The following is a 21,789-nucleotide window of genomic DNA, read 5'->3' as shown; positions in this document are numbered from 1 at the left end:
GACACCGGAGCCGTCGTCGTCGCGCAACAGAATGACAAGGCCGGGGTGGCGGAAACAAGACTGCCATCCGGCCCATGAACAACCCAGAGGTGAGCGCATGCGAGTCTGGTCAATTGCCAATCAGAAAGGTGGCGTTGGAAAAACAACCAGCGTGGTAACGTTGGGTGGACTGCTGGGAGCCGAGGGACATCGGGTGTTGCTGGTGGACCTTGATCCGCACGGCTCATTGACCAGCTATTTCAAGCTCGACCCCGACAGCCTTGAACACAGCATGTATCAGCTGTTTTTCAACAATCACTGCAAGAACCGTGAATACATTGGTCAGGTGATTCGGCCGACCACCATGCCGAATGTCGATCTGCTGCCAGCGGCCACTTCTTTGGCGACACTGGAGCGTCAGGTCAGCGGTCAGGAAGGCATGGGACTGGTGTTATCACGGGCGCTGGCGCAAGTGTGGGAAGAATACGACTATGCCTTGCTGGATACGCCGCCGATTCTCGGTGTGCTGATGGTCAATGCGCTGGCAGCCTGTCAGCGACTGGTGATACCGACCCAGACCGAACATCTGGCCATGAAAGGGCTGGAGCGCATGGTGCATACACTGAAGATGGTGATGCAGTCACAGAAGCGCCAGCTGCCGTACACCATTGTGCCGACCTTGTTTGACCGCCGTACGTCCGCATCGGTCAGCACCCTGAAAGAAATGCGCCGCATCTATCGCGACAGCCTCGCAGAGGAGCCGATACCGGTCGATACCCGTTTGCGGGACGCCAGTCAGCAAGGCGTGTTTCCTCATCAGCTGGAAGAGGAAAGCCGGGGAGTGCGGGTGTACAAACACCTGCTGACCGCCTTGAACACTGACCTTGAGAAGGTGAGCTAGTATGGCCGACACGCTGTCGAAAACGGCGCTGTCACTCGGGCCTGCCTTACCCGCGGACACACACGAGGCTGAAGCGCTGGAGTCGCCTTCAAGCGTCGATGACGTGATCGTTGGCTACCTGGATGGTCTGCTGGGCACAGGGCCGGAAGAAACCGATTGGGATGGATTGCTGCAACAAGCCACCAGTCAGGCTGCAACAGAGCCTGTTCAATCCGGACAACGGATAGAACCTGAAGACGATATTGAACGACCAGTCCCCGTTCCTGAAACAGAATGCCAGCTCGCCACGGAAGAAAAGATTGTTTACCAGACGTCGCTGGCCAAAGGCATGGCGTTGTTGCCAGTCGATGGTATGGGCGAAGCGCATCCGTCACGGCTGCCGCTGCAACTGCTCGACAGCTTGTTTCTGGTTCGCCAGCTACCTGCCGGAACCCGTTTACACGCCACGGTATTGGCCGCTTGCAGCTCGCTGAAACATCGTCTTGATCGGCTTGGGTACTCGAAGTGAGGGTCGGATGAGTCAGCAATCCAAACGTCCCAACAAAGTCGATGGTGTCCTGCAGGGCTACCTCGATGACCTGCTGATCGAGGACCTGCTGGTAGAAGCCACCGAGGTCACCGAACGCTATCAGGCTACGGATGATCCGCGCCCAGACGAAATCGGTTCAGTCGAGCGGGTTTCGGTCGAACCGGTTTCAGTTGAATCTGTTCCAGCTGAGCCAGAAGCAGCCGAACTGGAACCCAACCCAGACCCAGAGCCCACTATTGAGACTGTCGAAGATCCCATCGAGGAGCAGGCACCAGCGGCCAGTGAGTGCATCCCGCCAGAATCAATAGCCGATGCTCCCAAGAGTGCCCTTAAGGCACTGGATAACAAACTCAAGCGCAAGGATGGCCGGCCGTCGTTTCTGGCTCAATTCGATGATATCGATGACGTTGGTGGTGTTGCTGTTTCTGGGTTGAATGGTGGGTTGAGTGATGGGCTTAGGGGCGTGAATGAAAACGCCCCCGAAGCAGACACCCCCTTTCTGCAGTCGGAAGCGGCGGAGGATTATCCCTTCGAAGCCCCAACTCACAGTCTGGACGACGAGCAGATTGATGATGTGATGCCGGGCGTCGTCTCATCCTGTATTGATTCAACCCGCACTGAGCCAGCCCCATTTGCTGAACCTGCCCCATTCACAGAGACAGAGCGCTTCAACCCTGAGCTGGCGCGCCAGACATCGCCGAGCCGAACTGAACGAGAGCACCTGGATGCTTTTGCGCCACCACTGGAATTGCCAGTGGCATTGCCGGAGATTCCGCTACCAGCGGCTGCTGATCCTGAACCGGATGTTATTGAGCCTGAGCCCTTGATTGCTCCAGAGCGGGAAATAACTGAGCCAGCCGTCTCAGAATCAGCAGAGACAGCCGTTGTAGAAGCTGTGCCAGAAAACGCCGAGAGCCAAAATTCTGACACAGGCCTGCAGCTCGACACCGAATCCTCGCCATTAAACTGGCAATCCGGCACCGGAGTGGACTGTCTTATCTTTGTGGTATGTGGCCTGAAGCTGGCGATTCCTCTGCCGATGCTGGGTGGTGTGCATAAGGTCAGCGACCGGGTTGTGCCTTTGTTTGGTCAGGCCAGTTGGTCGTTGGGGGTCTGGCAAGGCGACAACAGCAAGTTGACCATCATCGACAGCGCCCAGTTGATGATGCCGGAGCGCAAACGCAGCTTGCAGGACGAGGGTTACGAATACTTTATCCAGCTCGATCGCTCGCCCTGGGCGGTGGCCTGTCAGGAAATATGCGACACCGTCAAACTCAACGAAGACGCCATCAAGTGGCGTGGGGAGCGCAGCAAGCGCCCTGGTTGGCGGGCACTGTCATTGACGAGATGTGCGCTTTGATTGATGTACCCGGCCTGATGGAGTTGCTGGAAGACAACGTCAGACCAGCGGCCAAGCGGGTTCAACAATAATATCGAACGTGTTTTAAACGGGATTGGCCGCCCGGAAAAGCACACTTCTCAACCACTGTTTTGGCCGTTCGTGCCAGTGCACGAGAAGTCTCAAATTTTCTTTGCCACGAACTGGTACACATTGTGCTCTGTTCTATAGTTAAGAAAGGTTCGTCATGTTTACGTCAGGCAGCGGCCTTTCTTAAGAGGATGTTTTTATGTCAGCGATTGCCGGAAACAAGAGTGCAGAAGATCCCGTACTGCAGTGGGTCACCTTCCGACTGGATAATGAAACCTACGGCATCAACGTGATGCAGGTTCAGGAAGTTCTGCGCTACACAGAAATTGCCCCGGTTCCCGGTGCTCCGCAGTACGTGCTGGGCATCATCAACCTGCGCGGTAACGTGGTCACTGTGATCGACACCCGCCTGCGTTTTGCCTTGCCGGAAGCTGAAACCACCGACCAGACCCGCATCGTGATTATCGAAGCGGAAAATCAGGTCGTGGGCATCCTCGTCGATGCGGTGGCAGAAGTGGTGTATCTGCGTCAGTCAGAGATTGAAACCACGCCATCGGTGGGCAACGAGGAAAGTGCCAAGTTCATTCAGGGCGTTTGCCACAAGAATGATGAGCTGCTGATTCTCGTTGATCTTGAGAAACTGATGACCGACGAAGAGTGGTCTGAACTGCAGGGTATGTAAGCCCTGAAGGAAAGCTTCAATGTGGCCTTTAAGTATTGAGCAAGGGGTTCTGTTGGTGGTTGCCGGTGTGCTGGTGGTGGGTTTGGTCACCATCAAGCGATTGCGAGGTGCCATCGTCAAGCTGGAAAAGCAGTCGTTGTCGCAACAGCACAAGCTAAGTCAGCTGAAACAGAATCAGGAGGCCATGAACCAGAGCGTGGTTGGCATGGGGCGCAAGATTCGGCAATTGACCGAGCGTTTGGGCGAAGCCGAGCAGCGTTCATTGTTTACCCCGGGCGATGAAGCCTCCTATCAACAGGCCGCACGACTGGTCAGCCTGGGGGCATCAGCCCGTGAGCTGGTCGAGAATTGCGGTATGGCCCGGGCAGAAGCTGAGTTGCTGGTGTCGCTGAAAGGCGGTCGCCCGCACTGATGTGTGCCATGGTCTGAATGGCAGTGACGAGGGAGTAGTATCAGGACATCACAGGCAAGTGACCGTTAAGGAGTAGCTTAACCATTTCCCAACAGGGGAAGGAGGCGCTTATGCTGACTTGGGTTGCCAGTGTGGCAATGACCGCCGTTATGGCGACAGTTCCTGCGCTGGCGCAGGCTCCAGCGGCAAACAACCTTGTGTCGGGTGTGACCTATAGCGGCCAGACCCTGGTATCTAACCGGATCATGGACGCGACCAATATGGAATACTCGCCAGACTACACCGACCTGTATTTGATCGAGGCCTTCGACAAGAGCCGGTTTATCAGGATTTACTGCAATGCCAGCAGTTGCTACAAGCTCAGGGGAACGTTCAAGTTTGTCTGAACAGATACAAAAAGCGGCCATCTCGGCCGCTTTTTGTGTTTTAACGTATTGCCAGCACATCCGGGCTGTGATCAGCCTTGAGTGCGCTCGGCCAAAAACGCGATCACGTCGTCGTGATGGGTTTTGGTTTTTACCTTGGGCATTACATGCAAAATGCTGCCGTCTTCACCAATGATGAAGGTGATGCGGTTCACGCCCATGTATTCCTTACCCATGAATTTCTTCAAACCCCAGATGCCGTAGGCTTGGCACATGATGGTTTCTTCATCGGAAAGCAGATCAAAATTGAGGTTGTCGCGGTCGATGAACTTCTGCAAACGGGCTGGTTTGTCCGGGCTTACGCCAACGGCAACAGCGTTGTACTGAGCCAGTTCTTCCTTACTGTCACGCAGACCACACGCCTGGGTTGTACAGCCCGGTGTCATTGCCTTCGGGTAGAAGTACAACACCAGTACCTTGCCGGCGTAGTCAGCCAAGGTCACCGTATCGCCTTTCTGGTTCAGGGCACTGAAGTCCGGCGCCTGGGTTCCAACGTCTGGCAGTGTCAATGTGCTCATGGTTGTTCCTCGAATGTGTCAGTCTATCAGTTGGAGTTGTATCGGGCCGCGGGGAATGCAGCAGCACAACAGGATTTCGTCGTCGTCCACCCAGGCCAGTGGTTCTTCGGTGTAATGTACGTCGCCTTTCAGCAGGCGTGCACGACAGCTACCACAGTAGCCTTCGCGGCACTGATACTGGACATCGATGTTCTGGGCTTCCAGTGATTCCAGCAGGCTGTTGGCGTGCTGGAAGGTCGCTTCCCGGCCGTCTTCTAGCGTCACCAGGTAGATGGGCGGCGACATGCCGTCCAGTTCCAGCTGCGGCGTTGGCTCGGGTTTTTCCGGGTCGTTTTCTGGCAGGTAGAGCTGCCCCTGACGCTCGTCGTCGCTGTCGGCTTCGGCTTCAGCGGGCTCAAGGTCGAATTGAGGTTGCTCGCTGGCGTCGCCATCGAGCTGAAACTCGTCGTCGTGCGGATTGAGGTGCGGGGGCTGTTCCTGGGCATCGCCAGTCGGTGTCGACTGGCGAGAATTCGTGTTACTCATCAAAGATCGAAATCACCCAGGTCATCGGTGTTGATTTCACTGTCGATGGCGCCCACCAGGTAGGAGCTGATTTCGGATTCCTGTGGTGCAACCTGCACGTTATCGCTGTTGAGCCAGGAGTTGATCCACGGCAGCGGGTTGGAGCGGGTTTCAAACAGTGGATCAAAGCCCAGCGCGGCAATACGCTGGTTGGTGATGTATTCCACGTACTGACACAGGATGTCCTTGTTCAGACCGATCATGGAACCGTCCTTGAACAGGTATTCGGCCCATTCCTTTTCCTGCTGGGCGGCGTCGCGGAAAATCTCGATGGCGTCGGCGCGGCATTCTTCAGCGATTTCGGCGAATTCCGGATCATCCTTGCCACGTGCCATGATTTGCAGAATGTGCTGGGTGCCGGTCAGGTGCAGGGCTTCGTCGCGAGCGATCAGTTTGATGATCTTGGCGTTGCCTTCCATCTTGGCGCGTTCTGCGAAGGCGAACGAGCAGGCAAAGCTGACGTAGAAACGAATGGCTTCCAGTACGTTCACCGACATCATGGTCAGGTACAGGCGACGCTTCAGTTCGCGCTTGCTGACTTCAATAGTTTTGCCATTGACCACGTGGGTGCCTTCGCCCAGCTGCTGGTGCCAGGTGGATAGTTCAATAAAGGAGTCGTAGTACTGGGTGACCGAGATAGCCCGACGGGTAATAAACTCGTTACGGGTAATGTCGTCAAAAATGGTCGCCGGGTTCGGCACAATGTTACGCACAATGTGGGTGTACGAACGGCTGTGAATGGTTTCACTGAACGACCAGGTTTCAATCCAGGTTTCCAGTTCCGGCAGTGATACCACAGGCAGGAAGGCAACGTTTGGAGAGCGGCCTTGCACGGAATCCAGCAGGGTCTGGTATTTCAGGTTGCTGACGAAGATGTGCTGCTCGTGTTCTGGCAGGTCAAGGAAATCCTTGCGATCGTTGGTCAGGTCGACTTCTTCCGGACGCCAGAAGAAGGACAGCTGTTTTTCGATCAGATTTTCGAAAATCTTGTGCTTTTGCTGATCGTAACGGGCCACGTTGACCTGTTCGCCAAAGAACATGGGTTGAGCAAAAGTGTCGAATTCGTTGCGATTGAACGTTGTGTAAGCCATGGGCGCTGTCGTCTCACCTGGCCGATGCTCGGCCAAACTGGTTCAGGTAATAACTAAAAGGAAACCCGCGCAGGCAGTTGCCGGCACGGGTATCGTGATTTGCTGCCCCATATTGTACAAAGCCTATACATATGGGGGAAGAAGAAGGGCGAACCCTTCATCAGATTTTACATGCACCACCGGCGCAATCATCGTCTTCGGCGATAACGGCTTCTTTCTGTGGGTCTTCCATGCCATCACGGGTGTTGTGGTAGTACAGGGTTTTGACGCCATTCTTGTAGGCCATCAGCAGGTCTTTCAACAGCTGCTGCATTGGCACCTTGCCGCCGAAACGGGATGGGTCATAGTTGGTGTTGGCCGAAATTGCCTGGTCGACGAACTTCTGCATGATGCCGACCAGTTGCAGGTAACCGGTGTTGTTCGGAATCTGCCACAGCAGTTCGTAGTTGTTCTTCAGGGTTTCGTAGTCCGGCACCACTTGTTTCAGGATGCCGTCCTTGCTCTGCTTAACGCTGATGTAGCCACGTGGTGGCTCGATGCCGTTGGTCGCGTTACTGATCTGGGAAGATGTCTCGGAAGGCATCAACGCGGTCAGGGTAGAGTTACGCAAACCGTGGCTGCGAATTTCTTCACGCAGGGCTTCCCAGTCGTAGCGCAGCGGCTCTTCACAGAACTTGTCGACTTCAGCCTTGTAGCTGTCGATCGGCAGGATGCCCTGTGCATAAGTGGTTTCGTCGAACATTGGGCAAGCGCCGTATTCCTTGGCCAGCTTGGTAGAGGCTTTCAACAGCCAGTACTGGATGGCTTCAAAGGTACGGTGAGTCAGGCCGTTGGCGGAACCGTCAGAGTATTTAACGCCGTTTTTGGCCAGGTAGTAGGCGTAGTTGATCACACCCACACCGAGGGTACGACGACCCATGGTGGCTTTGAACGCGGCGGGTACCGGGTAGTCCTGGTAATCCAGCAGGCTGTCGAGAGCGCGAACGATCAGTTCAGACAGTTCTTCCAGCTCGTCCAGATCGTTAACCTTGCCGAGGTTGAAGGCAGCCAGCGTACACAGTGCGATTTCACCGCTCTCGTCGTTAACGTCCATCAACGGCTTGGTTGGCAGGGCGATTTCCAGACACAGGTTGGACTGGCGCACAGGTGCTTTTTTCGGGTTGAACGGGCTGTGGGTATTACAGTGGTCGACGTTCTGGATGTAGATACGGCCGGTGCTGGCACGTTCCTGCATCATGCTGGAGAACAGGTCGACAGCCTTGATCACTTTCTTGCGGATGGATTCATCCTGCTCGTACTTCAGGTATAGCTGTTCGAAGCGTTCCTGATCTTCAAAGAAGGCGTCGTACAGGCCGGGCGCGTCGGATGGCGAGAACAGGGTAATGTTGCCGTTCTTGATCAGGCGCTCGTACATCAGCTTGTTGATCTGCACACCGTAGTCGAGGTGACGGACCCGGTTTTCTTCAACACCGCGGTTGTTTTTCAGTACCAGCAGGCTTTCAACTTCGTAGTGCCAGATTGGGTAGAACAAGGTTGCGGCACCGCCACGAACACCGCCCTGGGAGCAGGACTTAACCGCAGTCTGGAAGTGCTTGTAGAACGGGATACAACCGGTGTGGAAGGCTTCACCGCCACGAATCGGGCTGCCCAGAGCACGAATACGGCCACCGTTGATGCCAATGCCGGCGCGTTGGGAAACGTATTTCACGATGGCGCTGGACGTCGCGTTGATGGAATCCAGGCTGTCACCGGCTTCGATCAGAACACAAGAGCTGAACTGACGGGTAGGGGTACGAACACCAGCCATGATCGGTGTTGGCAGTGACAGTTTGAAGGTGGAAACCGCATCGTAGAAACGTTTTACGAAGTCCAGACGACGTTCTTTGTCGTAGCCACTGAACAGGCAAGCGGCGATCAGTACGTACAGGAACTGGGCGCTTTCAAATACTTCGCCGCTGACGCGGTTTTGAACCAGGTATTTGCCTTCCAGCTGTTTAACCGCAGCGTAGCTGAAGTTCAGGTCGCGGCTGTGATCCAGGAAGGCATCCATGGCCGCAAATTCTTCTTCGGTGTAGTCGTCCAGCAGGTGCTGGTCGTAGCGCTTCAGTTCAACCAGCTTGCGTACGTGATCGATCAGGCGTGGCGGCTCATATTGGCCGTAGGCTTTTTTGCGCAGGTGGAAGATGTTCAGGCGGGCGGCCAGGTACTGGTAGTCTGGCGCTTCGTCAGAAATCAGGTCGGCGGCGGCCTTGATCAGGGTTTCATGGATCTCGGACGTCGGCATGCCATCGTAAAATTGCAGATGTGCGCGCAGCTCCACCTCGGACACGGACACATTATGCAGTCCGTCCGCCGCCCAGGTCAGAACCTTGTGGATCTTGTCCAGATCCAGGGTTTCCTGTCGACCGTCGCGTTTGGTGACTTTGATAGAGCTGTTCATATAGTTTGCGCCTGTACTCAATTTGTTTTCGATCACATCCATGCTCAACAACCGCCGAAATTAGCTTGATTTGACCGGTTTCCAACAGGGGAAGCCGGTGTGTACTTGCGTCGTTCAGGTTAGCGAGCCGGAGAAACCGTGTTGCTGTCAGATCACGGTGTCGGGAAGCGCCTGGACTGCCTCTCCGGCGGGAAACCGGAATATCAGCCGCCCGCAGAAGATCATCGAGTGTAACATCTCGATAAGATCCGTTTTTTGCGGTGGATAACAGGTTGGAAGCAAGGGCTGTTTCATATGACGAGGTAGAACTCGGCGACTCCGGGACGCCTAACCGTGTTGTTAGGAGACACAAGATAATGGGCTCGGGCTGCTGATTCAACCCCATATATTGTGTGTCTCTCAAAACGGGGTGTGGATAAATTGTGAAAGAATTGTGTACGTCTCAGGAGTAAGTTGTTGGTGATATTGCAACGATTGCCGCTAGCCCAGTAACGGTGCGGATCGTGTAAAAAGAAACCGCATTTTGTGCTTTGGTAAGTTTCTGTGCATTCGCTTGACTTTCAGTCTATGGTTACTGAAGAAGCCCTGTTTTGTAACAGAGCCATTCCAATTCAAGGCGGCAGGAACGGTCAGATCCACAGAGAGAACGGCCTGGAAGAAGTCGCGCCTTTACGTTAAAAGCTCGGCACGCAACAAACTGCTGGAGATCCAATGGTGAATGAAGCCCCATTGCATGATTCTGATGAAAACTGGCGCATCCTGATTGTCGAGGATGATGAACGCCTGGCGGCGCTGACCAAGGACTACCTCGAAAGTAATGGACTGAACGTTGCTATCGAAGGAGACGGTGCACGCGCCATTGAACGCATTAAATCCGAGCAGCCCGATCTGGTGGTGCTGGATTTGATGTTACCTGGTGAAGACGGTTTGGCAGTGTGCCGACTGGTTCGCCCACATTACAGCGGCCCGATTCTGATGCTGACCGCCCGAACCGAAGACCTCGATCAGGTACTGGGTTTGGAGATGGGGGCAGACGATTACGTTGCCAAGCCGGTACGCCCGCGGGTGTTGTTGGCACGTATCCGCGCCTTGCTGCGTCGGGTTGGTGACGTTGCGGAACCGGTACGTGAGGAAGGCAGCCAGGAAAACCGCCTGACCTTCGGCAACCTGGTGGTCGACAGTGCCATGCGGGAAGCCTGGCTCGAAGGTCGCAGTATTGACCTGACCAGTGCCGAATTCGATCTGCTGTGGCTGTTGTGCAAAAGCGCCGGTCGAGTGCTGACGCGTGAAGAGATTTTTCACCAGCTACGTGGCATTGAATACGATGGTCAGGATCGCTCTATTGACGTACGGGTGTCGCGCATCCGTCCGAAGGTGGGGGACGACCCAATGAACCCGCGCCGGATCAAAACTGTGCGCAGTAAGGGCTATTTGTTTGTGAAGGAACTGTAACCGGGTTGATGATCAGGAAAGCACGGTTATGAGTTCAATGTTCATTCGGGTTTACGGCTCTGTGCTGTTGGCCATTGCGTTGATTTACGGCGCTGGCCAACTGGCCATGATGCTGACAGAAACTACCCGCTCGCATTATTACTGGCAGCAACGTTTTTCGCCGCTGTGGCTGGAGTTGCTGCCGTCTCCTTTTTCTCCCCTGTCTTCATCTTCACAGGCCAGCACCGATGTGGTGGATGCCTATGACTCGGTTTATGGTCAGGCGCAGTCGGTTGGCAAGCTATCGTGGCAGTGGTTGTCGCCAGGGGCGTTGGGGGCGTTCAAGCAATATCAGCTGGATCACCGTGGGGTTGCCGTAGCACCGTCTGCTGAGGCGTTGGAAGTGTGGCTGGCAGACCCCACTGTGGCACCCGATCGGGTGTTGCACATTCGTATGGCCAGCCCCCAGGGGCATCATTGGCCAGCCTTGGTCGACTCGCTGCAAGCGCTGGTGCAAAAGTATCCGCAACGGGCAGATGCATTGGTGCAGTGGTTGCCTGAGTTGGTCGGTGACGATGTTCGCATCGCCATCTCGGATCATGGCACGCTGGAGCGTTTCCGAATCGCTTTGCCTGACGGTCGTTATATTGGCCTGACGCCGGAGCTCGGCTACTGGCGTTTGCAGGCCACACTGGTGATTTTGCTGTTCGCGGCCTTATTACTGGGCGTGGTGATGTACCAACTGGTCAACCAGCTGGAAGGCGGTCTGAAAAATCTCGATCAGGTTACCGGACGTCTGGCACAAGGGCATTTGTCGGCGCGGGTGTCGGTCGCCGGTCACGATGCTGTGTCGGGGTTGGGGTGTTCGATCAACAAAATGGCCGACCACATTCAGCGATTGATTGGCATTCAGCGGGAAATGCTGCGAGCGGTATCCCATGAGCTGCGCACGCCAGTGGCGCGTTTGCGATTTGGTCTGCAAATCATGGAAGACGATGCCAGCGACCCTGTGTTGGGCAAGCAACTGCGTGGAATGGACGATGACCTGCAGGAGCTGGACCAGTTGATTGATGAGATTCTGACGTACGCTCGGCTGGAAGAAGGCGGTCCCTTGCTGGAATTCCAGCTGGTGGATGTACAGGACATTGCCTGGCAGGTGGTGGATGAAACCAATCCATCGGCGCGGGTGAACGTGTTGTTTATTGAATCTGGCGCCCGCGATACCCGTGGGGAAGTGGAGCCAAGATACATTCACCGGGCGATTCAGAATCTGGTGGGCAATGCATGTCGCTATGCGTCATCTGAAGTAAATGTGCTGTGCAGCTTTACCGAAGACACGTGCCGGGTTGATGTCGAGGACGATGGCCCAGGTATTCCGGAAGATCAGTGGGGCTCGGTGTTTGAAGCCTTTGCCCGGCTCGACGATAGTCGGACCCGCAGCTCGGGTGGTTATGGTCTGGGGTTGTCCATTGTGCGCCGGATCACCTACTGGCACGGCGGTCGTGCCATTGTTGGTCGCAGTGACAGCCTGGGCGGTGCTCGCTTCAGTCTGGTGTGGCCTCGCCGCCACACCGAATAATTTCTGTGATCATGTTCTGGGCTTCTTAGCCAAAGCCAGCCTGCTCAGGCTGGCTCAATTCCCTTCAATCGATCGAAGCAGGTTTCTACGGACAGTTGCAGGAAGTCCTTCATGTAGTTGTCGTCACACTGATCTTCCCGAATGGCAGCGTACAGGGTTGGCCAGATTCCGTCTCCCAACGGCGTGGCCGTTACCAATTTGCCATCCAGATAGGGCTGCAAAGCCCAATTCGGCAAACAGGCGACCCCACGGCCGCTGGCAACCAACTGAATCATCATCAATGTCAGCTCGGTTTGCCGGGTGCCAGCTGGGGCTAATCCAGCCGGGCTGAGAAATTTGCTGAAGACATCCAGACGGTCGGTATCGATGGGGTAGTGGATCAGGGTCTCGGTGGCCAGATCTTGTGGCTCAATCTGGCTCCGCGAGGCTAGTGGGTGCTGGTTGGCGACGGCCAGCAGTGACTGGTATCGGAACAGCGGCTGGTAGTGAATGCGAGGGTCTGGCTCAGGGTCGGAAGTGATCACCAGGTCAATGTCACCACGGGTCAGCGCTGGCAGTGGATCGAAGTGAAAGCTGGTGGTGAGGTCGATTTCCACTTCAGGCCATTGATCCCGGAAGCGATTGATGGCGGGCATTAGCCATTCAAAGCAGCTGTGGCATTCAATCACCATGTTCAGTCGGCCGGTTTCGCCGCCAGCCAACTTCTTCAGGTTAAGCTCGGTGTGCTGCAGCTGGGGTAACACCTGGTCGGCGGCATTGAGGATTTCAAGCCCGGCTCGTGTAAAACGCAGGGGGCGCGACTTGCGCACAAACAGGCTGACACCCAGGCGGTCTTCAAGATCTTTGATCTGGTGTGACAAGGCAGACTGGGTCAGGTGCAGACGCTGGGCGGCTTCCACCAGACTGCCGCCGTCTCTTAAGGCCGTTAGGGTGCGGAGGTGTTTGATTTCCAGCATATCTATGAACTACTTTCATGATCTCATCTGGGGCCCATGATAAGGGTTCAGGTTGTTTCCTGAAAGCGGTGAACAATGCTGGCTTGTTCCTGCGATACATTGGCTGCGGTTTGACAGCTTGCGTGCATATTGTCAGCCATGATACCGGCCTCATCCGACAGCCTGCGCAGCTCCATGATGCTGTCCTGAATTTGATGCACGGCGTCGTTTTGCTCGTCGGACAACTGGCTGTTGCGATTGGCACTGGCACTGATGCTGTCGAGGGCCAGACGGATGTCCATAAACACCTCATTGACCGACGACGCCTTGGCAAGGGTTTCCTGCAACGACGTCTGGCCTTCGCTGATGGCTCCGACGGCGTTATCGGCCTGTTGGTTGAGGCCGTCGACGATTTTCTGGATTTGTCCGGCCGATTCCTGGGTGCGCTTGGCCAGGTTTCGTACTTCATCGGCAACTACGGCAAAGCCACGGCCTTGCTCACCGGCCCGTGCCGACTCAATGGCGGCGTTCAGTGCCAGCAAGTTGGTCTGTTCGGCAATGTCGGTAATGGCTTTGAGGAAACTGCTGACTGCCTGAATTTCGGTGGCCAGCAAGCCAATGGCCGATGAGGTATCACTGAGTTTGCCGTTCAGGGCATTGGTTTCAGACACCATCCCCTCAACCTGGTTGATGCCGCGGCTGGAAATATCAACGGCATTGGCAGTGCCTTGCTGGCTGTCGTTGGACGCTTGTTGAATGGCCGCTGCGTTATCTGAAATCCGTTGGGTGCTGTCTTCTACCTGTGCGGTAAAGGTGTGCTGCTTATGAACGCTGTCGCGAGTGCTGCCGGCGCGCTCGAGAGTTTGCTTGCCAATATCCTGCAAGGATTCAGTATTCTGTGAAATCCGAACCAATGTGGTTTGCAGTTTGCGCTTCTGGGCGATTTGGGCAAATTCCACCGCACCTTCAAGGTTGTGTTTGCCGGTGTAAATCCACGCCATGGTGGGGTTGTTGATAACCTGTCGGGCCTTACTCAGCAATGACTGATTGCGCTGACGCTGCACCAGTATTCCGGCGGCTCCAAACAGACTCAGTGCAGCTGACAGCCAAAGTGGGGATGCACCAAACCATGGCAGCACAGCGGTTGCTGCCAGCGCCAGGTACACCAGATGGTTAGGGTCAAATAAGGTGCTGGTGGCAGTGACGGAGCGGCCTTTCTTCATACGTTGATAGGCGTGTTCAGCCCGTGCAACTTGCGCCCGGCTGGGCTTTACCCTTACTGATTCATAACCTATGGTGGAGCCTCCACTGTACACCGGCGTGACGTAGGCATCGACCCAGTAATGGTCGCCGTTTTTACAGCGGTTTTTCACCAGTCCGAGCCAGTGCTCGCCGCGTTTGAGGGTTTGCCACATGTCGTCGAAAGCGGCTTCCGGCATGTCGGGGTGACGTACCAGGTTATGGGGGCTGCCAATCAGCTCATCCATCGAAAAGCCACTGATGCGCACAAAGTCGTCGTTACAGTGGCTGATCATTCCCTTGGTATTGGTGGAAGAGACCAGGTGCTGGTGTTCCGTCAGGAGGATTTCCTTGTCGGTAATGGGCTGGTTGTTACGCATTGTGAGGACTCGAGCCGCTGTCTTTACTACACTATAGACAAGGGTTCATCGGTTGCCTGCCAGAGGCAGGAAAAGGACGTTATTTGACCATTAAGTTACATCGAGACATCTATCGTCGGCAGGGATTGGCTGTGGTAGGCATGCTGTTGTTTACCGCCTTGTTTGTCGGCGGCAATCGCTTTCTGGGGCTGCTTCCCAAAGGTGAGTTGCAACTGGTAACGACCTTTTGGGTTGGCATTGCGTTGTTGAGTTATTGGTCCTGGAGCGGCCGTACCCGGGATTACCGCGACCCGGGGCTTACGGTGTTGTACATCCTTTGGGCGACCCTGTTCGTCAGCCTTTCTATCCTGATATCTCCTCAAATGCGCTTTGTGATGATGCTTGCTTATTTGGCGTTGCTGCCATTTGGCATTCTCGGCATGGGCTGGCGCTCGTTCTTTGGCGTTTGCCTTACCACCATTGGTGGCTATAGCTTGCTGGTGCTGTATTTTCGTAATCACACTGAAGGCGTCTTTGACCCACGGCTCGAACTGCTGTTAGGGGCATCGTTTGCACTGGCAGCTATGTCGCTGGCGCTGGTGGCCCGTGAGATGGTGCTGTTGCGGGAAGCATACAGCCGCAAGAGCCGCGAGCTGAAGCTGGCCACAGCGCGAATTGAAGAGTTGTCGATCAAGGACGAAGTAACCGGCTTGTTGAATCAGCGTTACTTCGATCGCACCTTGCAGAATCAGCGGGCGGTCAGTAACCGGGATGGTCGGCCCTTCGTGGTTGCCTTGATGGACATCGACCATCTCGATGTCTTGAGGGCATTGCACGGCGAACGATCGGTGCAAACCATGATGCATGAGCTGGCGCAGTTGCTTACCGTGACGTTGCGGGAAGTCGATATCGTATCGGCCTATGGAGCGGGGCGTTATGGTGTGCTGTTAACGGGCGCAACGATTGACACCGGCCAGGCGGTGCTGGAGCGCATTCGCCAGAAGGTGACTGAAACACCGTTTGCCAAAGGCGTGATTCAAACGTCGGTTTCCATTGGTGTGGTGCAATATCAACCGTCGGAATCGGTCGAGGAATTATTGAGTCGTGCAGACATGCATGCGGCCATTGCCGTCAATGAAGGCGGGAATCGGGTGGTGGTTAACTGGTCCGGATCGGCTGGGGTCAGTCGCAGCGAATAATACCAGAAGTGCTTGTGTAGCCTCTGATCTGACTGATCTGTTCTGGCGACGGGGCTGTCAAAGAGCTTTAAAGGTACTTTAAAAAGATATTAAAAAGGGGGAGCTTAAAAGAACGGTTGTCGACACGGGTCGACAACCGTAGAGGGACCTGGAAAGGATGCCGCGGAAGGGCTCAGGAAAGGCCCTGAGCTTCTTTCAGCAAAAATTCCATCAGGGCTTTCTGGGCATGCAGGCGGTTTTCAGCTTCATCCCAAACCACAGAGCGAGGATCATCCAGCAGGGTCATACTGATTTCTTCCCCGCGGTGCGCTGGCAGGCAGTGCATGAAGACCACGTCTTCTGCGGCCGTATCCAGCAAGGCTTCAGACACCTGATAACCCGCAAATGCGCGTTCGCGTTCTTTCTGCTCTTCTTCCTGGCCCATGGAGGCCCACACATCCGTTACTACCAGATGAGCACCTTTTACGGCTTCTTCCGGAGTGCGGTAAATGGTAACGCTGTCTTTACAGGCTTCCAGAATCTCTGGCTTTGGATCAAAACCTTCTGGCACTGCTATGTTCAGGTGGTAGCCAAACTGCACGGCGGCGTTCATGTAGGAATGACACATGTTGTTGCCATCGCCAACCCAGGCCACGGTTTTACCGGCAATGGAACCGCGGTGCTCAAGGTAGGTTTGCATATCGGCCAGCAGCTGACATGGATGGTAATCGTCAGTCAGAGCATTGATCACAGGCACTTTGGAGTTGGCTGCGAACAGCTCCAGACCGGCGTGATCGAAGGTCCGGATCATGATGATGTCGACCATACGGGACAGCACGCGAGCGCTGTCCTCGATAGGCTCACCGCGACCCAGTTGGGTGTCGCGAGGAGACAGGAAAATCGCCGATCCACCAAACTGAGCCATACCGGCTTCAAAGGATACGCGGGTGCGGGTGGATGATTTTTCAAAAATCATGCCCAGAACCTGATTCTTGAAGGGTTCATAGATTTCATGACGATGTTGCATGGCCTTCAGTTCGATGGCGCGCTGCAAAATCTGGTTCAGCTCCTCTGACGACAAATCCATCAGAGTCAGAAAGTGTCTCACGGCAATTCCTTCGTCTATCAGTCGAGTGATTCAACAAGTTCGCAGACAAGCTCAACGATCTTGTCTGCGTCTGTTTTATTCAGGTTCAGTGCCGGCAGCAAACGGATCACGTTGCCAGCGGTTACATTGATCAACAGGCCTTTTTCGAGGGCCTCGCCAACCAGTTCAGGGCAATCCTGTGACATCACCAGGCCAATCATCAAACCACGACCACGGATATCAACCAGTTTGCTGTTGCCAGCCAGACGCTGACGGAATTCGGCGGCCAGGTACTCACCCATTTCGCGGGCGTTGTTGCACAGACCTTCGGATTCAATGGTATTCACCACTGCGAGGGCAACTGCGGAGCACAGCGGGTTACCGCCGTAGGTGCTGCCATGGCTGCCCGGTTGCAGGATCTCGGCAGCCTTGCCACGTGCCATGCAGGCACCGATTGGCAGACCGTTGCCCAGACCTTTGGCGGTGGTGACAACATCCGGGACAAAGCCCAGCTGTTGGTAAGAGAAATAGCTACCTGTACGACCGTTACCGGTTTGCACTTCGTCCGCCAGCATCAGCCATTCGTTGGCATCACACAGGCTGCGAACGCCTTGCAGGAATTCCAGCGAACCCGTTGCCAGGCCGCCTTCGCCCTGAACGGTTTCCAGCATCACGGCAACAACGTTCGGGTTGGCTTTGGCGACTGCGGTCAGGGTATCCAGATCGTTGTATGGTACACGGATAAAACCGCTCAGCAGTGGGCCGAAGCCTTCCTGTGCCTTGGCATTACCGGTGGCTGTCAGGGTGCCCATGGTGCGGCCATGGAACGCCTTGGTCATGACGATGATGACCGGCTCAGTGATACCGCGCTGGTGGCCGTATTTACGGGCCAGTTTGATCGCCGCTTCGTTGGCTTCTGCACCGGAGTTGGAGAAGAACACCTTATCCATGCCGGAAATACGCGTCAGGGCATCGGCCAGTTCCTGCTGGTGGGTAATGCCGTACAGGTTGGAGGTGTGGATCAGGCGGCTGCCTTGTTCCGTTAATGCACTGGTTACGGCAGGATGAGAATGACCGAGGCCGGTGACTGCGATGCCCATCAGGGCGTCCAGATACGCCTTGCCTTCGGTATCCTTGAGCCAGCTACCTTCACCAGACACAAAGGTGACAGGCAGACGGCCATAGGTATTCATGATTGCTGACATACAGGGATTGCTTCCTTAAAAACGCAAAAGGGCAGCTGTTGCTGCCCAATAGGTATTCGACTATACGAAAGGCGTTTGGTGAAGTAAACGACTGCGGGTCAAGCGGTGGCGTAATCGCCCATTATGGATGCAAAAACGAAGAAAATACGGCTGGTGTCGAATATTATTCGTCGGATGGGCGGTTTGAGTGCACTAAATTCGATGTCTGGCGGCTTTGAAGAATTAAATTGCTGGGGGCCTGGGCGCCTGTTCAAGGAGTTCACTCAATACCTCGGGCTGAAAACAACAAAGGGCCTTGCGGCCCTGTGTTGGTGATTCTGTGTTTACAGCTCGGTGTTGGCAACAATAAAGGGGACATCTATTTAATCCTGCACGGCTCTGCGCGAGTGTTGCCGTTGTTCAGTGCAAGGCGACGAATGCAGCGAAATGACGAGTCCTTTTCAAATTCGTCAACACAGCACTGGGCGGCGGCAACCCGCGCCCTGCGGGGGCTGCCGGATGATCTCGACTCTGTGTCGCCGACTTTTGACTTGACCCGTCAGGCCTGCAAGTCGGCTTCGTGATTCGAAACCACCCGGTAGCCCAGAGTGAGCACCGGATTAAATAGATGTCCCCTAAACGTTGATCAGCCCTGACCGCGGGTTTTGGTTCTGTGCGCCTGGGCATTTTTCTCGATGAACATGATGATCTTCGAGGCCACATCGGTATTGGTGGCTTCTTCGATGCCCTGAATACCCGGTGATGAGTTCACTTCCATAACCACTGGCCCACGATTGGAGCGCAGGATATCGACACCGGCAACGTTCAGTCCCATGGTTTTGGCAGCACGTACGGCGGTAGAGCGTTCTTCCGGAGTAATCCGGATCAACTGCGCAGTACCACCACGGTGCAGGTTGGAACGGAATTCGCCGTCCGCGGCCTGACGCTTCATGGCCGCAACCACGCGGTCACCCACAACAAAGCAGCGAATATCCGCACCGCCAGCTTCCTTGATGAACTCCTGCACCATGATGTTGGCTTTCAGACCCATAAAGGCTTCGATCACACTTTCCGCCGCCTTGCGGGTTTCGGCCAGTACCACACCAATGCCCTGGGTGCCTTCCAGCAGTTTGATGACCAATGGCGCACCGCCGACCATCTGGATCAGGTCAGGAATGTCATCCGGGCTGTGAGCAAAGCCGGTCACCGGCATGCCAATGCCTTTACGGGACATCAGCTGCATGGAGCGCAGTTTGTCACGAGAGCGGCTGATGGCAACGGATTCGTTGAGCGGGTATACGCCCATCATTTCAAACTGACGCAGTACCGCCGTGCCATAAAACGTAATGGAAGCACCAATGCGGGGGATCACGGCGTCAAATCCCGTCAGCGCATCGCCCTGGTAATGGATCGATGGCTCAGTACTGTTGATGTTCATATAACAGTGCAGAGTATCCAGAACGACCATTTCGTGGCCACGCGCTTCGCCAGCCTCTATCAAACGACGGGTGGAGTAGAGACGAGGGTTGCGCGACAGAATCGCGATTTTCATAGTGTTAACTGCTCAGATAAGTGTGTTCAACGTCGACCACAAATCGACCGGCGAAGGCTTCGCGCCCCAACAGCATAGGATAGGTCATGCTGCCGCGGTGACTCAGATTGAGATCAATCGTCCAGTGCTGGCCACCCAATGACACATTGGTACGAATCACGTAGCGATAGCTGCGTGAGCCATTGGAACTGGCGATGCGCTTACGGCTATGAACATGTGCTTCGCAAACCTGATCAATGGGCATTTCTCCACGACGAAACAGCACGTGGAATCGAACCCACTGCTGGCCATCGCGTTCAAAGGTTTCAATCTCTTCAGCATGAATGCTGCTGGAGCAGGCGCCAGTATCGACTTTGGCCAGACACTGGATGTCCAGTTCCGGTAAATCGATTTGTTCCAGGTATCCGATTGCTGGTTTAGTCATCCGAGTCCGCGGTCTCCGCAATGCCGTCTGTGACTGCACCTGAAGATGCGGTGAAATAAACCTGCTTGCGACGCAGCGCGGCCAGATAGCGGCCCCAGGCTTTTTCAACGTCGGATTGCGCCACGGCTTCACCCATGCACACCTGTACAAAGCGGGTTTCAGCTTCATCGGCTGGCAATTGGTCGCCTTGGTGAAGCGCTTTCAACACCACACCCTTGCTTTCCAGCAGGTCGGCCTGAGCCCGGGTGAAATCTCCCGAACGATGGAAGCCGCGAGGGAAGTTGGTGTCATCGTAGAATTTTTTGCTGCTTTCAAAACTCATGACGGTTCCTCGTAGATGCATTTTTTGAAGCGCGGTGGCTGGACGCCATCCCTATTTCGGCGGAGTATGGTCAGGGCACAGAGTGCGGTAAAACAAAAAATATTTGTCGTAACGAACATCATAATTGGTCGAATGGATACAGAACTTCTAAAAACCTTCATGGAGGTTTCGCGCACCCGTCACTTTGGCCGTGCCGCGGAAAATCTTTACCTGACCCAGTCTGCTGTCAGCTTTCGGGTGCGCCAGCTGGAAGGCTTGCTGGGCGTCGAACTGTTCACCCGTCAGCGCAACAACATTCAGCTGACTACCGCTGGCGAGCGGCTGATGCCACTGGCGGAGAGTACCGTGCAGCTGGAGAAACGCATCCGCCAGGAAGTGGCGACTGAAGATGCTCGTAATCAACAGGTGGCCATCGGTGCGACGCCGAACTTATGGGACGGTTTCCTGCAACAACAGGTTCCTTCCTTGATTGACGGCGCTGCTGGTTTAGCGGTGGCAGCGGTTGCGCATAGCAGTACCACCCTGGTTCGGCAGGTTCTGGAGCGCACCATTGATCTGGCCTTTCTGTTTGATGCTCCCAAAGTTGACGAACTGACCACGCTGGAAGTTGCACACTTGCCATTGCATCTATTCAGTAGCCAGCCCAACCAACCTGCGGAAGAAGCGGTCGGGGAAGGGTATGTGATGGTGGATTGGGGGACAGCATTCATCAACGAGCACAATCTGGCCTTCAAAGGCCAGGCCAGTCAGCAGGTGATGACCAATACCGGACGTATCGCGCTTGATTGCGTGCTGACTCGTGGCGGCGCAGCTTATCTGCCTGTTGGCCTGGCCCAGAGTCATGTAGATAAACAAGAGCTGTTTGAGGTCGACGATGCACCGGTGATCCGACGTTCGGTATACGTCAGCTACCACAGCAACGGTGGGCGGGAACATATTATCGATACCGTGGTGCGACAGGTGGCAGATGCCAACAACAGTGCGCATTCTCTGGTTAAAAAACTCAATCCGGACGATATAGGTATAGGAGTGCTGGATGACAAACGCTAAAGCGGTCACGGTTTCACAGCTGGGTGACCCGGAGGTTCTGCAAATCACCTCGGTTGAAGTACCTGCTCCTTCAGCAGATGAAGTGTTGGTTAAGGTATTGGCTGCTGGCTTCAATCCCATTGATACCAAACTGCGGGCGGGACTGGCCCCGGTACTGACAGAAACCGGCATTACGGGGGTGGAACTGTGTGGTGAAGTGGTCGCTGCTGGTGATGCGGTAACGACGTTGAAAGCAGGTGATCGGGTATTTGGTGTCAGTGGTGGTGTGTTAGGCACCTGGGGTGCTTGTGCGGAATACACCCTGGCTCGAGCCGAATTGTTGGTACCAGCCCCGGGCAATATCTCCAATCAGGTTGCAGCTTGTGCCGGTGTTGTTGGGTTAACGGCGCTGGAGGCGCTTGAACGTCTGGCACCTGTTGCGGGTCAGAAAATCATGATCCTTGGTGCGTCCGGCGGGGTCGGGCTGGTGGCGGTGCAAC

The 21,789-nt window shown here is 55.2% G+C and carries 22 protein-coding genes (1 of these 22 only partly in view); 11 read left to right on the top strand and 11 right to left on the bottom strand.

What is annotated here, in order from left to right; all coding sequences use genetic code 11:
- Positions 1-97: 97 nt before the first annotated feature.
- The 6 genes from ACXADJ_RS09765 to ACXADJ_RS09740 all read left to right on the top strand — a co-directional run bounded on the left by ACXADJ_RS09765 (position 98) and on the right by ACXADJ_RS09740 (position 4,318).
- A complete protein-coding gene (locus ACXADJ_RS09765; RefSeq protein WP_475065223.1) occupies positions 98-880 on the top strand; it encodes a ParA family protein in 783 nt (260 codons plus the stop codon).
- A 1-nt stretch (position 881) separates the two neighbouring features.
- Positions 882-1,388: a hypothetical protein gene (locus ACXADJ_RS09760; RefSeq protein WP_475065221.1), complete on the top strand. Its 507-nt coding sequence runs from the start codon at positions 882-884 to the stop codon at positions 1,386-1,388.
- 7 nt (positions 1,389-1,395) lie between these two features.
- Positions 1,396-2,769 carry a hypothetical protein gene (locus ACXADJ_RS09755; protein ID WP_475065219.1) on the top strand — a complete coding sequence of 458 codons (1,374 nt, stop codon included), beginning with the start codon at positions 1,396-1,398 and terminating at the stop codon, positions 2,767-2,769.
- Positions 2,770-3,037: 268 nt separating this feature from the next.
- Positions 3,038-3,520: a chemotaxis protein CheW gene (locus ACXADJ_RS09750; RefSeq protein ID WP_028294794.1), complete on the top strand. Its 483-nt coding sequence runs from the start codon at positions 3,038-3,040 to the stop codon at positions 3,518-3,520.
- Between the two features lie 19 nt (positions 3,521-3,539).
- Entirely contained in the window at positions 3,540-3,932 is a 393-nt protein-coding gene (locus tag ACXADJ_RS09745) for a DUF2802 domain-containing protein (RefSeq protein WP_028294795.1), read from the top strand.
- A 110-nt stretch (positions 3,933-4,042) separates the two neighbouring features.
- Positions 4,043-4,318, top strand: a complete 276-nt coding sequence (locus ACXADJ_RS09740; RefSeq protein WP_028294796.1) for a hypothetical protein — start codon at positions 4,043-4,045, stop codon at positions 4,316-4,318.
- Between the two features lie 71 nt (positions 4,319-4,389).
- Here ACXADJ_RS09740 and bcp read toward each other — a convergent pair whose 3' ends face one another.
- The 4 genes from bcp to nrdA all read right to left on the bottom strand — a co-directional run bounded on the left by bcp (position 4,390) and on the right by nrdA (position 8,970).
- A complete protein-coding gene (gene bcp / locus ACXADJ_RS09735) occupies positions 4,390-4,875 on the bottom strand; it encodes a thioredoxin-dependent thiol peroxidase (RefSeq protein WP_475065216.1) in 486 nt (161 codons plus the stop codon).
- A gap of 18 nt (positions 4,876-4,893) precedes the next feature.
- Positions 4,894-5,400, bottom strand: coding sequence for a class I ribonucleotide reductase maintenance protein YfaE (gene yfaE, locus ACXADJ_RS09730; protein WP_475065214.1), 507 nt, complete (start codon positions 5,398-5,400; stop codon positions 4,894-4,896).
- Positions 5,400-6,530: a class Ia ribonucleoside-diphosphate reductase subunit beta gene (gene nrdB, locus ACXADJ_RS09725; RefSeq protein WP_028294799.1), complete on the bottom strand. Its 1,131-nt coding sequence runs from the start codon at positions 6,528-6,530 to the stop codon at positions 5,400-5,402. The genes yfaE and nrdB overlap by 1 nt, the downstream gene beginning before the upstream one ends.
- A 160-nt stretch (positions 6,531-6,690) precedes the next feature.
- Positions 6,691-8,970 carry a class 1a ribonucleoside-diphosphate reductase subunit alpha gene (gene nrdA / locus ACXADJ_RS09720; RefSeq protein WP_475065213.1) on the bottom strand — a complete coding sequence of 760 codons (2,280 nt, stop codon included), beginning with the start codon at positions 8,968-8,970 and terminating at the stop codon, positions 6,691-6,693.
- 711 nt (positions 8,971-9,681) lie between these two features.
- Between nrdA and ACXADJ_RS09715 the strand changes: the two genes are divergently transcribed.
- Both ACXADJ_RS09715 and ACXADJ_RS09710 read left to right on the top strand, forming a co-directional pair.
- Positions 9,682-10,422 (top strand): response regulator, encoded by a 741-nt coding sequence (locus tag ACXADJ_RS09715; RefSeq protein ID WP_028294801.1) that lies wholly within the window; start codon positions 9,682-9,684, stop codon positions 10,420-10,422.
- Between the two features lie 28 nt (positions 10,423-10,450).
- On the top strand, positions 10,451-11,980 hold the full coding sequence (locus tag ACXADJ_RS09710; RefSeq protein ID WP_475065210.1) for an ATP-binding protein: 1,530 nt from the start codon (positions 10,451-10,453) through the stop codon (positions 11,978-11,980).
- A 44-nt stretch (positions 11,981-12,024) separates the two neighbouring features.
- Here ACXADJ_RS09710 and ACXADJ_RS09705 read toward each other — a convergent pair whose 3' ends face one another.
- Both ACXADJ_RS09705 and ACXADJ_RS09700 read right to left on the bottom strand, forming a co-directional pair.
- Positions 12,025-12,936: a LysR family transcriptional regulator gene (locus ACXADJ_RS09705; protein WP_475065208.1), complete on the bottom strand. Its 912-nt coding sequence runs from the start codon at positions 12,934-12,936 to the stop codon at positions 12,025-12,027.
- A gap of 47 nt (positions 12,937-12,983) precedes the next feature.
- Positions 12,984-14,534: a methyl-accepting chemotaxis protein gene (locus ACXADJ_RS09700; protein WP_475065206.1), complete on the bottom strand. Its 1,551-nt coding sequence runs from the start codon at positions 14,532-14,534 to the stop codon at positions 12,984-12,986.
- 83 nt (positions 14,535-14,617) lie between these two features.
- Here ACXADJ_RS09700 and ACXADJ_RS09695 point away from each other — a divergent pair, with 83 nt between their 5' ends.
- A complete protein-coding gene (locus ACXADJ_RS09695) occupies positions 14,618-15,712 on the top strand; it encodes a GGDEF domain-containing protein (RefSeq protein ID WP_475065203.1) in 1,095 nt (364 codons plus the stop codon).
- 172 nt (positions 15,713-15,884) lie between these two features.
- On the opposite strand, the gene argF is transcribed toward ACXADJ_RS09695, so the two are convergent.
- From argF to ACXADJ_RS09670, 5 genes are all read right to left on the bottom strand, one after another.
- The gene (gene argF / locus ACXADJ_RS09690) at positions 15,885-16,805 is read right to left on the bottom strand and encodes an ornithine carbamoyltransferase (protein ID WP_475068174.1); all 921 of its coding nucleotides are present in this window, start codon (positions 16,803-16,805) and stop codon (positions 15,885-15,887) included.
- Between the two features lie 11 nt (positions 16,806-16,816).
- Positions 16,817-17,983, bottom strand: a complete 1,167-nt coding sequence (locus ACXADJ_RS09685) for an acetylornithine/succinylornithine family transaminase (protein ID WP_475065201.1) — start codon at positions 17,981-17,983, stop codon at positions 16,817-16,819.
- A 625-nt stretch (positions 17,984-18,608) separates the two neighbouring features.
- Positions 18,609-19,514 carry a 30S ribosomal protein S6--L-glutamate ligase gene (gene rimK, locus ACXADJ_RS09680; protein ID WP_028294807.1) on the bottom strand — a complete coding sequence of 302 codons (906 nt, stop codon included), beginning with the start codon at positions 19,512-19,514 and terminating at the stop codon, positions 18,609-18,611.
- A 4-nt stretch (positions 19,515-19,518) separates the two neighbouring features.
- Positions 19,519-19,938 carry an ATP-dependent zinc protease family protein gene (locus tag ACXADJ_RS09675; protein WP_475065199.1) on the bottom strand — a complete coding sequence of 140 codons (420 nt, stop codon included), beginning with the start codon at positions 19,936-19,938 and terminating at the stop codon, positions 19,519-19,521.
- Positions 19,931-20,260, bottom strand: a complete 330-nt coding sequence (locus ACXADJ_RS09670) for a MaoP family protein (RefSeq protein ID WP_036537278.1) — start codon at positions 20,258-20,260, stop codon at positions 19,931-19,933. The genes ACXADJ_RS09675 and ACXADJ_RS09670 overlap by 8 nt, the downstream gene beginning before the upstream one ends.
- Before the next feature lie 132 nt (positions 20,261-20,392).
- Between ACXADJ_RS09670 and ACXADJ_RS09665 the strand changes: the two genes are divergently transcribed.
- Positions 20,393-21,310 (top strand): LysR family transcriptional regulator, encoded by a 918-nt coding sequence (locus ACXADJ_RS09665; RefSeq protein WP_475065197.1) that lies wholly within the window; start codon positions 20,393-20,395, stop codon positions 21,308-21,310.
- Positions 21,297-21,789: the 5' portion of an alcohol dehydrogenase catalytic domain-containing protein gene (locus ACXADJ_RS09660; protein WP_475065195.1), read on the top strand. 476 nt of this gene lie beyond the right edge of the window; only the first 493 of its 969 coding nucleotides appear in the window; it begins with the start codon at positions 21,297-21,299; its stop codon lies off the right edge, out of view. The genes ACXADJ_RS09665 and ACXADJ_RS09660 overlap by 14 nt, the downstream gene beginning before the upstream one ends.

The sequence above is a fragment of the Oceanobacter sp. ABM4_470 genome, from assembly GCF_056158645.1.
The sequence above is the reverse complement of the archived record's forward strand: the minus strand, read 5'-3'. Positions and strand labels throughout refer to the sequence as shown.

What these genes read in the sequence shown, in the direction of transcription:
- ACXADJ_RS09670 (WP_036537278.1), bottom strand. Translation starts at nt 20,260, where the DNA reads ATGAGTTTTGAAAGCAGCAAAAAATTCTACGATGACACCAACTTCCCT.
- ACXADJ_RS09745 (WP_028294795.1), top strand. Translation starts at nt 3,540, where the DNA reads ATGTGGCCTTTAAGTATTGAGCAAGGGGTTCTGTTGGTGGTTGCCGGT.
- ACXADJ_RS09700 (WP_475065206.1), bottom strand. Translation starts at nt 14,534, where the DNA reads ATGCGTAACAACCAGCCCATTACCGACAAGGAAATCCTCCTGACGGAA.
- ACXADJ_RS09715 (WP_028294801.1), top strand. Translation starts at nt 9,682, where the DNA reads ATGGTGAATGAAGCCCCATTGCATGATTCTGATGAAAACTGGCGCATC.
- ACXADJ_RS09740 (WP_028294796.1), top strand. Translation starts at nt 4,043, where the DNA reads ATGCTGACTTGGGTTGCCAGTGTGGCAATGACCGCCGTTATGGCGACA.
- ACXADJ_RS09760 (WP_475065221.1), top strand. Translation starts at nt 882, where the DNA reads ATGGCCGACACGCTGTCGAAAACGGCGCTGTCACTCGGGCCTGCCTTA.
- nrdB (WP_028294799.1), bottom strand. Translation starts at nt 6,530, where the DNA reads ATGGCTTACACAACGTTCAATCGCAACGAATTCGACACTTTTGCTCAA.
- ACXADJ_RS09750 (WP_028294794.1), top strand. Translation starts at nt 3,038, where the DNA reads ATGTCAGCGATTGCCGGAAACAAGAGTGCAGAAGATCCCGTACTGCAG.
- ACXADJ_RS09765 (WP_475065223.1), top strand. Translation starts at nt 98, where the DNA reads ATGCGAGTCTGGTCAATTGCCAATCAGAAAGGTGGCGTTGGAAAAACA.
- ACXADJ_RS09710 (WP_475065210.1), top strand. Translation starts at nt 10,451, where the DNA reads ATGAGTTCAATGTTCATTCGGGTTTACGGCTCTGTGCTGTTGGCCATT.
- bcp (WP_475065216.1), bottom strand. Translation starts at nt 4,875, where the DNA reads ATGAGCACATTGACACTGCCAGACGTTGGAACCCAGGCGCCGGACTTC.
- yfaE (WP_475065214.1), bottom strand. Translation starts at nt 5,400, where the DNA reads ATGAGTAACACGAATTCTCGCCAGTCGACACCGACTGGCGATGCCCAG.
- ACXADJ_RS09665 (WP_475065197.1), top strand. Translation starts at nt 20,393, where the DNA reads ATGGATACAGAACTTCTAAAAACCTTCATGGAGGTTTCGCGCACCCGT.
- ACXADJ_RS09755 (WP_475065219.1), top strand. Translation starts at nt 1,396, where the DNA reads ATGAGTCAGCAATCCAAACGTCCCAACAAAGTCGATGGTGTCCTGCAG.
- ACXADJ_RS09705 (WP_475065208.1), bottom strand. Translation starts at nt 12,936, where the DNA reads ATGCTGGAAATCAAACACCTCCGCACCCTAACGGCCTTAAGAGACGGC.
- ACXADJ_RS09685 (WP_475065201.1), bottom strand. Translation starts at nt 17,983, where the DNA reads ATGTCAGCAATCATGAATACCTATGGCCGTCTGCCTGTCACCTTTGTG.
- ACXADJ_RS09675 (WP_475065199.1), bottom strand. Translation starts at nt 19,938, where the DNA reads ATGACTAAACCAGCAATCGGATACCTGGAACAAATCGATTTACCGGAA.
- nrdA (WP_475065213.1), bottom strand. Translation starts at nt 8,970, where the DNA reads ATGAACAGCTCTATCAAAGTCACCAAACGCGACGGTCGACAGGAAACC.
- rimK (WP_028294807.1), bottom strand. Translation starts at nt 19,514, where the DNA reads ATGAAAATCGCGATTCTGTCGCGCAACCCTCGTCTCTACTCCACCCGT.